At 70.6% G+C, this 15686-nt stretch carries 14 protein-coding genes; 9 read left to right on the forward strand and 5 right to left on the reverse strand.

All coding sequences use genetic code 11. From position 1 onward, the window contains the following. The first annotated feature begins 196 nt into the window (after positions 1 to 196). The 8 genes from C471_RS12310 (at position 197) to C471_RS12340 (ending at position 8131) form a co-directional block, all read left to right on the forward strand. Positions 197 to 1462 (forward strand): ABC transporter substrate-binding protein, encoded by a 1266-nt coding sequence (locus tag C471_RS12310; protein ID WP_004049497.1) that lies wholly within the window; start codon positions 197 to 199, stop codon positions 1460 to 1462. After that, positions 1459 to 2493 carry an NAD(P)-binding protein gene (locus tag C471_RS12315; RefSeq protein WP_004049498.1) on the forward strand — a complete coding sequence of 345 codons (1035 nt, stop codon included), beginning with the start codon at positions 1459 to 1461 and terminating at the stop codon, positions 2491 to 2493. Before C471_RS12310 ends, C471_RS12315 begins: the two co-directional genes overlap by 4 nt. Next, complete coding sequence (locus C471_RS12320; protein ID WP_004049499.1) at positions 2490 to 3662, forward strand: FecCD family ABC transporter permease; 1173 nt, start codon at positions 2490 to 2492, stop codon at positions 3660 to 3662. Before C471_RS12315 ends, C471_RS12320 begins: the two co-directional genes overlap by 4 nt. Then, a complete protein-coding gene (locus C471_RS12325) occupies positions 3663 to 4646 on the forward strand; it encodes an ABC transporter ATP-binding protein (RefSeq protein WP_004049500.1) in 984 nt (327 codons plus the stop codon). Between the two features lie 150 nt (positions 4647 to 4796). Beyond that, positions 4797 to 5993, forward strand: coding sequence for an ABC transporter substrate-binding protein (locus C471_RS12330; protein WP_004049501.1), 1197 nt, complete (start codon positions 4797 to 4799; stop codon positions 5991 to 5993). Next, positions 5993 to 6169, forward strand: coding sequence for a hypothetical protein (locus C471_RS17745; protein WP_004049502.1), 177 nt, complete (start codon positions 5993 to 5995; stop codon positions 6167 to 6169). The genes C471_RS12330 and C471_RS17745 overlap by 1 nt, the downstream gene beginning before the upstream one ends. Positions 6170 to 6314: 145 nt before the next feature. Next, complete coding sequence (locus C471_RS12335; protein ID WP_004049503.1) at positions 6315 to 7130, forward strand: FAD-binding protein; 816 nt, start codon at positions 6315 to 6317, stop codon at positions 7128 to 7130. A gap of 23 nt (positions 7131 to 7153) precedes the next feature. Then, on the forward strand, positions 7154 to 8131 hold the full coding sequence (locus tag C471_RS12340) for a DUF7551 domain-containing protein (RefSeq protein ID WP_004049504.1): 978 nt from the start codon (positions 7154 to 7156) through the stop codon (positions 8129 to 8131). A gap of 76 nt (positions 8132 to 8207) precedes the next feature. Here the strand turns inward: C471_RS12340 and C471_RS12345 are convergent, their stop codons facing one another. Together C471_RS12345 and C471_RS12350 are read right to left on the reverse strand one after the other, a co-directional pair. After that, the gene (locus tag C471_RS12345; protein WP_004049505.1) at positions 8208 to 9305 is read right to left on the reverse strand and encodes a TrmB family transcriptional regulator; all 1098 of its coding nucleotides are present in this window, start codon (positions 9303 to 9305) and stop codon (positions 8208 to 8210) included. A 77-nt stretch (positions 9306 to 9382) separates the two neighbouring features. Continuing rightward, positions 9383 to 11656, reverse strand: coding sequence for an alpha-amylase family glycosyl hydrolase (locus tag C471_RS12350; protein ID WP_004049506.1), 2274 nt, complete (start codon positions 11654 to 11656; stop codon positions 9383 to 9385). 103 nt (positions 11657 to 11759) lie between these two features. Between C471_RS12350 and C471_RS12355 the strand changes: the two genes are divergently transcribed. Beyond that, positions 11760 to 13916, forward strand: a complete 2157-nt coding sequence (locus C471_RS12355; protein ID WP_004049507.1) for a hypothetical protein — start codon at positions 11760 to 11762, stop codon at positions 13914 to 13916. Between the two features lie 101 nt (positions 13917 to 14017). Here the strand turns inward: C471_RS12355 and C471_RS12360 are convergent, their stop codons facing one another. The 3 genes from C471_RS12360 to hisF form a co-directional block, all read right to left on the reverse strand. Beyond that, positions 14018 to 14281 carry a hypothetical protein gene (locus tag C471_RS12360; RefSeq protein ID WP_004049508.1) on the reverse strand — a complete coding sequence of 88 codons (264 nt, stop codon included), beginning with the start codon at positions 14279 to 14281 and terminating at the stop codon, positions 14018 to 14020. Positions 14282 to 14484: 203 nt separating this feature from the next. Continuing rightward, the gene (locus tag C471_RS12365) at positions 14485 to 14667 is read right to left on the reverse strand and encodes a DUF7511 domain-containing protein (protein ID WP_004049509.1); all 183 of its coding nucleotides are present in this window, start codon (positions 14665 to 14667) and stop codon (positions 14485 to 14487) included. Positions 14668 to 14815: 148 nt separating this feature from the next. After that, the gene (gene hisF, locus C471_RS12370) at positions 14816 to 15634 is read right to left on the reverse strand and encodes an imidazole glycerol phosphate synthase subunit HisF (RefSeq protein WP_004049510.1); all 819 of its coding nucleotides are present in this window, start codon (positions 15632 to 15634) and stop codon (positions 14816 to 14818) included. Positions 15635 to 15686: the final 52 nt, after the last annotated feature.

Below are 15686 nucleotides of genomic sequence, written 5' to 3' on the forward strand. Positions count from 1 at the left end.
TTCGTACGACCTAAAACTCCGATGTGTCGGCGATATAGCCCATTCATCCGTCGTATTCCGATTTCCTATCGGTCTACTTATATAATCGATCGGCCGATAGATCGGCGCGCAGAGGGGACGCGCGATCGATGCCACTTCGATTTAGGTACCCCTAAGATTCGAAAACGATTTATTCCTTTAGGGAGGCCTAAACTATATGGGAAAGCACGCGGATCGAAACGCGCCGACGCGCCGTGACCTGATCAGTTACGGCGGCGCGGTCGCGGGGGCGGGACTGATCGCGGGATGTCTCGGCGGCGGGTCGAGTGATCCCGGTTCGGACGGCTCCGACGGCACCGACGGATCGGGCGGCGCCGAGTCCGAGGGGTCGGACGGCGCCGACGGCGAGTCCGCGGGCTCGTACTCCGTCGAGATGGCCCCGGTCGGCGAGGTCGCGCTCGACGCGGTTCCCGAGGACGTGATGGTCTACAGCCTGCTGTACGCGGACATGGCGGTCGCGTTCGGCCACGGCGACGCGGTGAACTCGCTCGGCTTCGACGCGGACGCGGGCGGGAACACGCTCGACGCCTACTACGCCGAACTCGACGGCGTCGAGTTCGATCGGGAGGGGATTCGCCAGCTCAACACGGGTTCCGGCGGCGGGATCTCGGTCGACCGAGAGCTGCTCTACGAGCTCGATTCCGACCTCCATCTGGCGGATCCCTGCCTGTTCGTCTCCTTCGACGGCTGGAGCCAGGACGACGTGGCGGAGATCCGCGACCGCGTCGCCCCGTGGTTCGGAAACGTGTACAGCCGCCGGAACTCCGAGCCGCCGGAGCCGTGTCGCGACGGCTACGAGTACTACACCCTCTGGGAGATCGCCGAGCGCGTCGCCGGCGTGTTCCGCGAGGAGTCCGCGTACGAGGCGCTCGCCACGGTCCACGACGACCTGCTCGAAACGGTGCAGGCGGACCTCCCGCCGGCGGAGGAACGCCCGACGGTCGGTACGCTCATCTACATGGACGGGACCTACTACCCCTCGCGGAGCGATCGGCCGGGGTTCGCCAACGCTCACGTGCGCCCCTTCGACGTGACCGACGCGTTCGGCGCCGCCGACGTGACCTACGAGACCGCCTACGACCACGAACAGCTGCTGGAGGTCGACCCCGACGTGATTCTTCACCAGTACGGGGTCGAGTCCTACTACGACGTGGCCGGGATCCGCGAGGAGCTCGCGGACCACCCGGTCGCCGGCGAGCTCTCCGCGATCGAGAACGACCGGTTCTACCCCTCCGGGAACCCGGTGCAGGGGCCGATCATGAACCTCTTCCAGATCGAGATGACCGCAAAGCAGCTGTTCCCCGAGCGGTTCGGCGAGTGGCCGGCCTACGATCTCGGCGACGGATACCCCGAGATACCGGCCGAAGAGCGGCTCTTCGACCGCGACCGGGTCGCGGAGATCGTCGCCGGTGATGCGGAATGAGCGACGGGGGCGGCCGAGAGGAGACCGTTCGCGGGGAGACCGGTCGGGACGAGGTCACCGGGAAGGCCGTTCGCGACGCGGTCGTGGTCGGCGGCGGCCCCGCCGGCTGTTCGGCCGCCGTCTTCCTCGCCCGCGAGGGGTTCGACGTCGCCGTGTTCGACCGCGGTCGGTCCTCGCTCGCGCGGTGCGCCCACCTGGGTAACTACCTCGGCTTCCCGGCCGGGATCGACGTCGAGACGTTCCACGACCTCGCTCACGATCACGTCGAGCGCGCGGGAGCCGACCTCGTCGACGACCTCGTCGAGTCGGTCGAACCGGTCGAGTCGGTCGAACCGGTCGAGCCGATCGAGGAGCGGGGTGACGACGCGGTCGCGCCGCGCTTCCGCGTCACGCCACAGGAGGGCGAGCCGGTCACCGCACGCCGCGTTGTGGCGGCGACCCGGTACGACGGGGAGTACCTCCGCGGACTCGACGACGACGAAGCGATGTTCGAGACCCGCGACCACGGCGGCGAGACCCGCGAGCACTTCGACCGAGAGTACGCCGACCCCGACGGGACGACGCCGGTCGACGGGCTCTACGTCGCCTCTCCCTCCGAGGCCGACCGGCAGGCGATCACGGCGGCCGGGCGCGGCGCCCGCGTCGCCCGGCGGGTCGTCACGGACGCGCGGCTCGCGGACGGCTGGTGGCCCGCGGCGGCCGAGGATGTCGACTGGGTGCGCCGTGAGGCCGAGCGCGACGAGGAGTGGGCCGACCGCGGGCGGTGGGTCGAGTGGTTCGACGAGCGCCACGCCGACGGCCCCGTCGACCCGGACTCGGACCGGTTCGCCAGAATTCGCGAGGCGGCGATCGATTCGGCGCTGTCGGCGTACATCGAGGCCGACGAGGCCGAAACGCGGGCGACCGAGGGACGGCGCGCGCTCGCCGGCCACCTCGACGCCGACGCGGTCGTCGACGCTCACGGCGCCGAGGCGCTGCTCGACGCGATGAACGACGAGGCGATCGCCGCGTACGAATTGGAGGCGCGATGAGCGGCGGGCAATCTGTCGCCGGCGGAGGCGCGGCGAAACGGAGTGAGGACGGTCGGATCGGGTGGCTGTTCGACCCCAAACTGGTCTCGGTCGCGCTCGCCAGCGTCGCGGTCGTCGTCGCCGGCGGGCTCGTGCAGGTGAGTTTCGGCGCGTACTCGATGACGGTCGTCGAGGCGTGGCGCGCCGTCCTCGACCCCGCGGTCCTCCTCGACCCCCGCTGGCTGTTGAACTTCCTCGTCGGCGAGGGACTGATGCGCTCGATCACCGGCTTTCAGGGGGAGTTGCCCGAACTGGCGCACACGACGCTCATCGTCTGGGACATCCGGCTCCCGCGGGTGTTCGTCGCCGCCATCGTCGGGATGAACCTCGGCGTCTCGGGGGCCATCTTCCAGGCGGTCACCAGAAACGAGCTGGCGAGCCCGTTCATCCTCGGCGTCTCCTCCGGCGCGGGGCTGATGATCCTGCTGACGCTCGTGGTGTTCGGGGGACTCACGGCGTTCCTCCCGCTGATCGCGGCGCTGGGCGGCGCGGTCGCGTTCCTGATCGTGTACGCCATCGCGTGGAAGAACGGGACGAGCCCCGTCCGGCTCGTGCTCGCGGGCGTGATCGTCGGCACCGTCTTCAACAGCCTCCAGACGGGGCTGTTCTTCTTCGCGGACGACATCGGCGTCGTCCAATCGGCGATCCAGTGGACCACCGGCTCGCTGACCGGGACGGACTGGGAGCAGGTCCGGATGGCGCTGCCGTGGACGGTCGTCGCGGTGGTGTTGTCGCTCGCGGGGTCGCGACAGCTGAATCTCCTCCTCTTGGGCGAACAGACCGCGAAGTCGCTGGGGATGTCGATCGAGAAGGTTCGGTTCGCGCTCTCCGGCGTCGCCGTGCTCGCGGCGGCCGCCAGCATCGCGGTGGCGGGTATCGTCAGCTTCGTGGGGCTGATCGTCCCCCACATGGTGCGGAACCTCGTCGGAAGCGACTACAAGCGGGTGATCGTCGGCTGCCTGTTCGTCGGCCCGGCGCTGATGGTCGGCGCCGATGTCGGCGCGCGACTCGGTATGAGCGTCCTCACGGGCGCGGACTCGCAGATCCCGGTGGGGATCGTCACCGGGCTGGTCGGCGGGCCGTATTTCCTGTACCTGATGCGGCGTCAGCAGAACATGGGTGAGCTCTGAATGGCTACCGAACACGCGAACGCGACGGACGTGGACGAACCGAACGGAACGAACGAAGCGGGCGGAACCGGCGACGCGAGCGGCGCGGGAGACGCGAGCGACCTCGACGGCGAGAACCTCGTGTTGGGGTATCCGACCGCCTCGGAGCCCGTCATCGACGGCGAGTCGATCGCGGCCGAGCCCGGCGCGGTCACCGCCCTCGTCGGCCCGAACGGGTCGGGCAAGAGCACCCTGCTGAAGGGACTGGCGAACCAGCTCGCGCCCGACGACGGATCGGTCCTGGTGGACGGCCGTGACGTCCACTCGATGGACACGAAAACGCTCGCTCGGAAGCTCGGGCTGCTCTCACAGGAGAGCACGTCGCCGGACAGCATCACCGTCGAGGACCTGGTGTACCACGGTCGGTATCCGCACCGGGGATTTTTCGAGCGGACGACCGACGAGGACGCGCGCGCGGTCGAGGAGGCGATCGAGCTGGCCGGCTGCGGTCACCTGCGCGACCGCGAGGTCGGAAGTCTCAGCGGCGGCCAAAAGCAGCTGGCGTGGATCGCGATGGTGCTCGCGCAGGACACCGACGTGCTCCTCCTCGACGAGCCGACGACGTTCCTCGACCTCCATCACCAGATGGAGGTGATGGAGATCATCGAGACGCTGCGCGACGAGAGCGACGTGACCGTCGTCGTCGTGCTTCACGACATCGAGCAGGCCGCCCGGCTCGCCGACCGGATGGTCGCGCTCAAGGACGGCGAGATCCGCGCTCGCGGCGCCCCCGAAGCGATCGTCACCGAGGAGCTGCTCGCGGACGTGTTCCGCGTCGACGCCGACGTGGTGCAGACCGAGAACGGGCCGCGGGTCACTCCGATCCGCGCGCGACACGAGGAGCCGGCGTCGAGCGCCACCGAGACGGACCCGAACGGCGACGAGCCGGCCTCGGCGGCAGAGGAGGGGAGGGCGCCGATCGGCACCGAAGCGAGCGGCGACTGATACGCGACCGGTCTTCGGGGGGCGAGAGCCTCGAACCGCTGCCGGCGCCGATCTTCGCTACAGGACTGAGACGCTGGCTCGCTGCCGGCGATGTGGTTTTGGCCGGCCTAAAATCGGAAGGGATATAGTGTTTTAGGCTAGCCTAAAAATATGGCAGAAAGCGATCGAACGACTGTCGAACCGACGCGGCGAGCGTACCTGAAGTACGGGGGCGCGGCCGTCGGCGGAGGGCTGTTCGCCGGCTGCACCGGAAACGGACAGCCGGAGTCGCTCTCGGCCGGCGACGCCTCGACGGACTCCGGAGAGGGAGGCGACGAGACGGTCGAAGACACCTCGTACTCGGTGACGATGGCGCCGATGGGCGAGGTCTCGTTCGACTCCCCGCCGGAGACGTGGCTCACGTTCCTGAGCACGTACGGGGACATGGGGATCGCCCTCGGGCAGGCGGTGGGACTCAAGGGGATCTGGGACCCGGACACCGTCCCGGTCGAGTTCTACGAGCAACTCCCCGGTGTCGACGTCTCGTTCGACGACGTGGCCGCGATCGAGGGTCTCGACAAGGAGACGCTCTACGAACTGGACTGTGACCTCCACCTGTTGGACCCGAACTGGCTCGGGGTGCTCGTCGACGACTGGTCGCAGACAGACACGGAGGAGGTGGCCGACCGAGTCGGCCCGTTCCTCGGGAACTACATCCGACGGCGGGGGGACGACTGGCACGACTACCAGTACTACTCGCTGTACGAGGCGTTCGAGATCGTCGCCGACGCGTTCGCCCAGCCCGAGCGGTACGAGGCGTTCGCGTCGGTCCACGACGACCTGCAGTCGACGGTTCAGGCGTCGCTCCCGGAAAGCGGCGACCGCCCGTCGATCGGGCTCGTTTCGGTGAACTCCGACTTCGAGGGCGGTTCGTTCTACGTGTACCCGGTACAGGACGGGAACAACCACAAGCAGTACCGCGACCTCGAGATGCGCGGCGCGTTCGACGACCACATCGACGGCGGCTACGCACAGTGGGACTACGAGCGGCTCCTGGAGATCGACCCCGACGCGCTCCTGTTCCAGTACGGTCTCTCACACGTCTCAGCGGAGGAGTTCGAGAGCCGGATGGACACTCTCCGAGACGACCCCGTCGGAGGCCAGCTGACGGCCGTCCAAAACGACCGCCTCTACCGCGGCGGCTCGTCGTATCAGGGGCCGATCATCAACCTCTTTCAGACGGAGGCGGCCGCCAAGCAGTTCTACCCGGATGCGTTCGGCGAGTGGCGCGGTATCGGGGACACGCCGGCGGACGAGCAGCTGTTCGACCGCCAGCGCGTTGCGGACATCATCGACGGGGAACGATAATGCGCGCTCGCGAGTGGGCGGTCGCGGCCGCCTTCGGCGACCCGACGGAGTACGACGTGCCGGCCCTCCCGACGTGGCGCGTCGAACGCGGCGCCGACGGCGACCTCGCGTTCGCGGCGGCCGACCGCGACGAGCCGTTCATCGCGGCGGAGCGACCGGTTCGGGTGCGGCGATGAGCGCCGGGCGCCCCCGCCCCGACGAGGCCGCGGATCCGGCCGGAACCGATCCGGCTCGGGACCGAAGCGACTACGGCGGCTCGCGCGCGCCGACGGATATGGCGATCGACAGCGACGATTCGCGACTCGAACGGAGGGACGACCGATGAGCGGTGACGAGACGCCCGGGGACGACGAGGCCGACTCGCGCCGCACCCGCGACGTGGTCGTCGTCGGCGGCGGCGTCGCCGGGCTCTCCGCGGCCGTGTTCACGGCCCGGCAGGGGTTCGACGCGCTCGTGATCGACGACGGCGGGTCGCTCCTGCGCCGGAACGCGCACTTGGAGAACTTCCCCGGCTTCCCGCTCGGCGTGGACGCCCGGCGCCTGCTCGACCTCCTCGCCGAGCAGGCCGCGACCGCGGGCGCCGACCGGCTCGACGGCCGGGCGACGCGCGTGGCGGCGGTCGGCGAGGGCGATGACGGCTCCGAGCCGGACGACGGCGCTCGGTTCGTCGTCGAGGTCGAGGACGGCGGCGACGGCCCAAACGGCCCGATCCGGACCCGGTACGTCGTCGCGGCGACGAAGAACGAGGTCGGCTACCTCGACGGCGTCGAGGGGGTCGGGATCCTCGACCGCGGGAAGTCGTACGTCGACACCGACGAGCGCGGCCGGACCGGCGTCGACGGGCTGTACGCGGCCGGCCGCCTCGCGGAGAAGCCGCATCAGGCGGCGGTGTGCGCGGGCCACGGCGCCGAGGTCGGCGTGACGATCCTTGAGGAGGACGACCGGGGGTTCTACCACGACTGGGTCGCGCCCGAGGGGTACTTCACCGACCGCGGCCGGCAGGTGCCCCCGGGCTGCGAGGAGATCGACGCGGCCGAGCGCCGCGAGCGCGAGGAACGGTCGCGCGAGGCGATCCGGGAGCGGTTCGCGGCGCCGCACTCGGACCCGCAGGAGACGCACCCGAGCCTGGAGGAGTGAGCCGTGAGAGGAGGTGACATCACGTGATCGGAACGACGCTACTCGAGATCAGCGACCACATCGAATCGCTCGCGAGCGAGACGGGCGAGTACTCGCTCGTCTGCGCGCGGTACGGCGACCGACCGGTCCCGGCGGCCGGGCTCCGGTTCGAGAGCCGGCCAGTCGCCCGCGCCGCGGCGCGGGCCACCGAGCAGTACCGCGACGCGCTCCGCCGGTACGACCCCCGGCTTCCCTACTACGACGTGATCGTCCGGCAGGAGTTCGCGGGGGACGGCCGAGCGGCCGACTCCGGCGGCGACGCCCGCGATCGCGACGACCCCCACGACGTACGCCGGTTCTCGGCCGCGGAGGCGTCCGGATGGACGCTCTCCGACCCCGTTGTGGGGGGGACCGTCGGTCGAGGTAATCCGAGCGACGGGACCGCGGCGGAGCGCGCCGGGGACCGCCGACGCGACCGCGTCGAGTTCTGCCACGAAGCGGCGGCCGCGGTGTTCGAGGCGCTGTCTGCGGGCGGCCACGACGCCGCCCAGTCGGCGGTGATGGACGCGTACTTCGAGCTCGCAGAGCGCGTGGGTGACCCGGACGACCTCTGTCTGTGTCTCCTCGAAGCGACGGCTTCGGCGCTCCACCGACGGCTCGCCCCCGCCGAGCAGGCGTCGGTGCTGTCGGCCGCGGCGGCGGAGCTCCCGTCGGTCTCCGCGGAGGACCCCGTCTCGGGTACGTTCGATCGTCTCGCGGAGGCCGGCGTCGTCGAGGGGTACGCTCGCGAGTCCGACTCGGCGGCCGGGCACGCGACGGTTCTGGTGTCCGACTACGCGCTCACGAGCCGAGACGGGCGATTCCCGACGCTGCCGCTCGTCCTCGAACTGTACCGTCGGACGGAGCCCGAGCACCGCCACGACGCGGTCCGAATCGCGTCCGACGACGACGGGTGGCGGATCGGCCTCACCGTCGGCTCCGGTGAGCCGATCGGCCTCGTCAGCGCGGCGGTTCGGTCGTAATCGGACGACTGCTCAGCCGGGCGGCAGAGCCGCCGTCGAGCACTCGCTCGTCGTCGGATCCGCCGCTGTCTCGCCGTCAGTCCTCGCCCGATGCGTCCGCCTCGTCGCGATCGGCTCCGTCCGCCTCGATCCGCACGAGGTCGGCCTCCACGTCTTCCACGAAAGCGCCCTGTCCCCCCACCGTGACGGTCTCGCCGTCGTCGGTCTCGACGACGAGGGAGTGCTCGACGGGGAACTCGTTGGTCGTCGGCTCCACCAACCCCTGTTTCGACTCGACGACGCGGCCGCTGACCTCGGCCGACTCGTCGTCGTCGGTCCACCGGCCGCCCACGGTGACGTGGGGGGTCTCGCCGGCCCGGAGCCGGAGCGTCGCCTGGAGGACCGTGTGCCTGAAGTTCGCGTACTCCGCCGGAAGCGGTGCGGGCGCCGCGGTCGCGACCTCGCTCGCGGCCGGCCAGTAGTTCCCGAGGAACGAGCCGACGATCACCGGCGCGAGCTGCTCCTGCGAGAAGTGGATCGCCTGGCGGTCGGTGTTGGACCGGTGCAACAGCTCGGGCGGGACGACGATGCCGGCCGCCGAGTCGACGGTGAGCAGGATCGGCATCGCCTCGCTCCACGTCCGGACGACGCTGGCGACGCCGCCGAGGTCGCCCTCGATGTTCTCCGGCGCATCGTCAGTGCCGGAGACGATGAGCAACACCAGGACGCCGCGGTCGACCGCCTCGACGAGGGAGTCGCGGATCTCCGGGAGGTGCTCGGCGGTGATCGACAGCGTCACCTCGGCGTCGGCGTCCGCGAGCAGCGACCGGATCCGCTTTATCACCGTCACGCGGGACTTGATCACCTCGAACTGCTCGGTCTGTCGCTCCACCCGCGAGAAGCGCTCCTCCAAGCCGGGGCGGATCGCGTCCACGTCCGAGCGGAGCCGATTTATCACCTCGTCTGGCGGGTTGGCGCGGATCGTCGTCGGCACGACGTGGTCGTTCACCTCGACGAAGCCGCGCTCCGCGAGCGACTCGCTCACGCTGTAAACGTAGCGTTTCGACACGCCGGCGGCGTCGGCGACGGTGCTCGCCTTCGCCTCGCCGTGCGCCAAGAGACTGAGGTACGTGTCGACCTCCTTGTCCGAGAGCCCGAACCGGCGGAGAAGATCGTTCAGCGTCCGGTCGTCCATATGGCACAGAAGGGTGGGGGGGTAACTTATAAGAGTCGGAGGACGACGCCGCGACGAGCGCATCCGGACAGTTTGTCCTACCGCAGGACTGCGACGCTGTCGACGGCGATCTCTCCGTCGATCGCCCCGCAGCCGTCGGCGTCACCCGCCCCGTCGGCCGCGAACAGGTCGGTCTCGAATTCGGGCGGTACCGTCACCGTCGCGGGGCGCTCCGCGAAGTTGACGACGACGAGGAGCGGGTCGGCGTCGCGGGCGAGATCGTCGCTCCCGAAACCGGCCGTCGCCGGCGGGACTCGCTCGTACGCCGTCACGCGTTCGGGGTCGCCGTCGACGACCGACACGTCGGCGGCGCGGCCCGCGAAGTCGACGGCGCCGTCTCGGAGGAGCGGCTCGCGCTCGCGGAGCGCGGCGAGGTCGCGATGGAAGTCGGTGAGGGCGTTGTCGCCGTCGTGCCACCGGATCGGCCCGCGGTACGTCTCGTTGCCGCGCTCCTGGCCGGCGTAGACCATCGGCGCGCCGGGGAGCGTGAACGTCGCCGCGGCGGCCGCCCGCAGCGCCTCCCGCCCGCACTCCGCGAGGTAGCGCTCCTCGTCGTGGTTCTCGACGTAGCGCATCTGGAGGCCCGGGTCGTCGAACCCGAGCCACTCGGCGCGGGCGAACGCGTCCCCGATGGCGTCCGCGGGCGCGTCGCCCGCCCCGATACTCCGGAGCACGTCGTACAGCGAGGTGTCGTAGTGGAGGTCGAACTCCCCCTCGCCGTAGAAAGGGTCGTGGGGGAGCGTCTCGTCGAGCAGCAGGAAGTCGTCGGGAACGCGCTCGCCGACCTCCTTCCAGAAGCCGTGGGGGACGCCCCACGCCACGTCGGCGCGGAAGCCGTCGACGACCGCGCTCCACTCGTCGACCACGTCCAGCAGCCACTCGCGGACCGCCGGGCTGTCGAAGTTGAGGTTCGGGATCCGCCGCCAGTTGAAGTAGTACTCCGGCATGTCGCCGTCGGCGAGCTCCGCCCAGTCGGTGCCCGTCACGTCGAACGCGCCGTCGGTCCGGCGGTAGTGGTCGGCGTACTCGGCGACGCCGGCGGCGTGCATCTGGAAGGCGGGGTGGTCGCGGGAGGTGTGATTGATAACGAGGTCGAAGATCACCCGAATTCCGGCCTCGTGGCAGGCCGCGACGAGCGACTCGAACGCCTCTCGCGACCCGAGGTCGGCGGCGGTGTCGTAGTAGTCCGTGACGTGGTAGCCGTGCTCCGTCGGCGAGGCGAGCACGGGCGTGAGCCAGAGCGCGTCGACGCCGAGGCTCTCGACGTACGGAACCCGGCGCTCGATCTCGCGGAACGTCGTCGGCAGGGTGCCGCCGGCGAACGATCGGACGAAGACCTCGTAGATCGTCGGCGAGTCGGCCCACTCGGGGGGCGCGTGGGGATCGCGAACGGTGAGCGAGCCGGCCTCGTCCACCCCTGCGGCCCCGCTCCTGTCCCGATCGATCCGGACCGTCTCGGCCGCGCCGTAGCGGTCGCCGTGCGGGACGACGTGGACCCGGATCCCGCCGGTGAGGTCGTCGGGAAGCTCCGAGGCCGGGAGCGGGAGCGCGTCGCCCGCCGCCAGCGACTCGATCCGCGCGACCGTCTCGGGATCCGCGTCGCGGTCGTCGACGAGGAAGTCGACGGCGACGGGCGACTCGCCGCCGTTCCGGCCGGCGTCCCCTTCGCCGTCCAGGTCGGGCGGCGCAGATGCGTCGGCGTCGATCCGGAGGACCGCTCCCGCCCCGCTTCCGTTCCCCGCACCGTCCCCCTCCGCACCCTCGGCAACGGTCGCGGACACCGAGACGCGCGGCCGCCCCGGTCCCGCCACCGTCACCTCGTCGCGGTGCTCGTTGCCCGGGTCGTCGTTGGCGACGAAGCTGAACCCGTGGCGACCGGGCGGGACGCGGACCTCGCAGACCCAGTCGTCGCCGTCGCGCTCGGGGCGGTCGCGCGCGAGCAGGCGGTCGTTGTGGGGCCACATCAGCGAGACGCGGTCCACGTCGCCGTCGTCGACCGGGAGGTCCGCGGCGGGGACGCGGAGCTCGACCGACCGCCGCTCGTCGGGGTACGCGCGCACACGCTGCCGGTGCGTCCCGTCCGGGGCGTCGAGCGTCAGGGCGTAGGTGCCGGGCGCGTCGGGACGGAGGTGAACGACCGGGGCGTCGGCGCGGTCCGTCTGACCGGGGACGAGAACCGCTGTGCCCCCGTCGCTCTCGGCCGGCGCGTCGCGGAGCGTCCACTCGTAGCTTCCGTCGGGATCGGGGTTTCGCGGAGCCAACTCGACGGATTCGCCGACGCTCGTCGCGCGCGGCGGTCCGGGTTCGTGCATACGGGTCCCCGACGGCGCCCCGGCTTGAGGGTTTCCGTTCTCCAAACGGATGAATAATAATTACACCAAAACTTCATACGCGGAGGGGTCGTTTACCCGCGTAATGCAACTCCGCGACGCGCTCGACGACTACAAGCGACACACCGGGCACGCCACCCGGTTCCCGGGCGAACGCCGGACCGTCACCGGCCGATTCTCGGGGGGCGAGGGGCGTCTCGTTCACGTCGACGCCGACGGCGAGCTCCGAGACTTCGGTCATCCGCTGACCGGTCTGACCGGACTCGTCCGCTCGCGCGTCGGCCTCGCGGTCGGCGACGAGCTCACGTGGCTCGACGAGGTCGCGACCGAGCAGCGCTACGTCGGCGACACGACCCTGATCGAGACCGTTCACGAGACCGACTACGGGACGGTGACCAGACACGACGCGACGATCGGCGACGCGCACCTCACGCGCGCGGCGGTCGACGTGGGCGACGACGGGCACGCGAACGTCGACCCCGCCGACCTCTCGCTCGTCGTGTACGCCCGGTTCGCCCCCGACGGGCGCGACGACCGGGTCGGACAGCTCCGGTACGACGACGCGGTCGAGGTGTACCACGCCGACGAGCGCGACTTCCTCGCGAGCGACACCGGCTTCTCCGACCTTCGCGGCCAGCTCCCGGCGACGTTTCCCGAACTGCTCGACGACGCACCGACCGACCTCCCCCGGGACCGCGACGGCGACCGCTACGAGGAGGAGCGGCTCTCCGGCGAGGTCGTCGCCGACGTGCCCTTCGAGGACGGCGTTGCCACGGTCGGTACCCTGCTGACCGACCGCGAGGAGACGACCCGTGAGGCCGCTCGCGACCGGCTCGCGGAGCTGTTCGATGCCCTCGACGACCCGGACGCGCTCGCCGCGGCCGCGGCCGAGACCACTCCGTCGGTCCCCGAGTCGGTCCCGGCCCGGGAGTCGGTCGTCGCCGACCTCCGGGTGCTCTCGCTGCTCTCCGCGGAGTCCGGGCTCCGGATCGCCGGCCCCGACTTCGACCCCTTCTACGCGACCTCCGGGGGGTACGGCTACACGTGGTTCCGCGACGACGCCGAGATATCGACGTTCGCGCTCGACGCCGACGACCGCCTCGGACTCGGGCTCGACGACTGGCACGCGCGTTCGGCCGAGATGTACGTCGCCACCCAGCGCCCCGACGGCTCGTGGCCCCACCGGGTGTGGCCGCGGAACGGCGCGCTCGCGCCCGGCTGGGCGAACGCGCGCATTGAGGACGGACCCGACGTGGACTACCAGGCCGACCAGACGGGCAGCGTCATCGCCTACCTGGCGCAGGCGCGCGCCGGGGGCGTCGACGTCGAAGGACTCGACCGGACCCTCGTCGCCGCGCTCGCCGGGCTCGACGAGACCCTCGCGGACGACGGCCGCCCCGTCGTCTGCCAGAACGCGTGGGAGGACAGCGCCGGGCGGTTCGCGCACACGACGGCGACGTTCCTGGAGGCGTACAGCGAGCTCGCGCTCCACGGCGACGGGTTGGACGCGGGCGCGCTCGATCCGGACGGCGACCTCGACCCCGACGCCCTCCCGGACGACCTCGCCGGCCACGCCCGCGATCAGGCGACGCGGGTGTACGACGCCCTCGACGACCTGTGGGTCCCCGAGCGCGGCTGTTACGCGCTCCGCGAGACGCCCGAGGGAGCCATCGACGACCGGCTCGACTCCTCGACGCTGTCGCTGGCGAGCGCGCACCGCTCGTTCGACGCGCTCGGGGGAGTCGAAGGCGACGGCGGAGACGGGAACCGGGCCGGCGACGGGGGCGAGACCGGCGCGGTCGACCCCGAGCGCCTCGATCGGCTGGTCTCGCACGTCGAGACGGTCGTGGACGGGCTCGCCCACGAGAGCGACGAGATCGCGGGGCTGATCCGGTACGAGGGCGACGGGTGGCGGCGGGCCGGCCAGCGCTCCGAGAAGGTGTGGACCGTCTCGACCGCGTGGGGCGCGAACGCCTGCGCCGAGCTGGCGGTCCTCCTCGCCGACCACGACGACCCGCGCGCGGCGGAGCTGGTCGAGCGCGCCCGCCACCTGCTCGCGCACGTCTCGCCCGGCGGGGCGCTCTGCGAGCCGACGACCTTCCTCCCCGAGCAGTTCTTCGACGACGGGACGCCCGACAGCGCGACCCCGCTCGGGTGGCCGCACGCGATACGCCTGGCGACCGTGGCGCTGCTCGACGACGAGCTCCCGCAGTTCGCCGACCGCGCCGTCGCCGACGACTGACGCGACGCGCTGCGCCGCGCTCGCCCGCGCGGGTCGTACCGCTCTAACAGCCGCCGCTGGTGTCTGGCCCGGCGGCGAGCGGAGCCCGTGTCTCTGGGGCGCTATTCGGTGTCGGCGAGCTGAATCCCGCGCGCGACGACGTACATCAACACGAGACCGGTGCCGACTGCGAGAATGAACTGCGAGACGACGGTGAGGAATCCAGCGAGCAGCGAGTTCCCGCCGACCAGCAGCACGATCAAAAACACGAGCAGCGCCGCCGCCCCGAACAGGACGATGAGGCCGGCAAGCGGGAATAGCTCTGCGCGGATCTGACCGAAGTCCAACTCTCCGGAATCCTGGCGGATGAACGGTGGTGACGACATAACCGCTCAACACTGACGTACCGTAAATAGCCACGGGCCGCCCGGCGCCGGGCCAGGTCGCCCGACGGAAGTCGGGACGCCCGACCGCGACCGGATCGGGGAACGTTGCGTCAAGCGCGGTGCGATCGCCGGTGTCGTGCGGTTCCACCGACGGCGACACGCGGCGTGCGGCCTCTCACCGCCGACGCGTCCCGGTCGCGAACCTATCGCCACTCGTCCGCCGGCACGCAGTCCGCCGCGCGGACCGTGATCCAACGAGTCGTCCGCTCGTCGGGATCGCGGTCCCGCTCGAAGAACGTCACCTCCTCGCCGTCGGAGTCGCCGTCAGTCCGCTTACAGACGAGCTCCGATTGCTCGGCACGGACGCGCGTCGATGACGTGGACATACGTCACGGTCTGTCCCCGATCAAATAATAAGTATTGGTTTTCGATCGCGATCGACGAAACAACCGTCGTAGATAACGGATATTAACCGAACTCTGAGTAAAACTACACCCCGAATTCCTCCTCCCTACGGCCGCACCGGAACCCCGTCTACAGTCGGACGGGCACGCCGCGCTCGTCGAGGTACGCCTTCGTCTCCTCGATCGAGTAGTCGCCGAAGTGGAAGATGGAGGCCGCGAGCCCGGCGTCGGCGTTCGCCTCGGTGAACACTTCGTACATGTCCTCGGGAGAGCCGCACCCGGAGGAGGCGATGACGGGCGTCGAGACGGCGTCGCACACCGCTTTCATCAGCGGGATGTCGTAGCCGTCCTTCGTCCCGTCCTTGTCGATGGAGTTGACGAACAGCTCGCCCGCGCCGCGCTCCTCGGCCTCCTTCGCCCACGAGACGGCGTCGATTCCGGTTCCCTCGCGGCCGCCCTTCTTGGTGCACTCGAACCACACCGCCTCGCCGTTCTCGTCCTCGTAGAAGTGCTCCCCAGCGTCGTCGTACCGGCGACGCGCGTCGACGGAGATGACGATACACTGGCTGCCGAACGCCGCCGCGCCCTCCTCGATGAGCTCCGGGCGTTCGAGGGCACCGGTCGTGATCGACACCTTGTCCGCGCCCGCGCGGAGCGTCTCCTTGATGTCGGCCTTAGTGCGGATGCCGCCGCCGACCGTCAGCGGGATGAAACACTCGTCGGCGACCGCGTTCACCACGTCGAGCATCGTCTCGCGCCCCTCCGCGCTCGCGGTGATGTCGAGGAAGACGAACTCGTCGGCGCCCGCGTCGTTGTACTTCTTCGCCAGCTCGACCGGGTCGCCGGTGTACTCCAGGTTCTCGAAGTTGACGCCCGTGTACACCGCCGCGTCCCCGTCGTCGTCGAGGTCGACGTCGATGCAGGGGATGATCCGCTTCGTGAGTCCCATTCGTTACCGGTCCTTGGCGGCGGCCGAGGTTAAAAGGCGCGGGGTCGCTCTC

It is taken from the genome of Halorubrum saccharovorum DSM 1137, assembly GCF_000337915.1.
GTDB classification, from domain to species: Archaea; Halobacteriota; Halobacteria; order Halobacteriales; family Haloferacaceae; genus Halorubrum; species Halorubrum saccharovorum.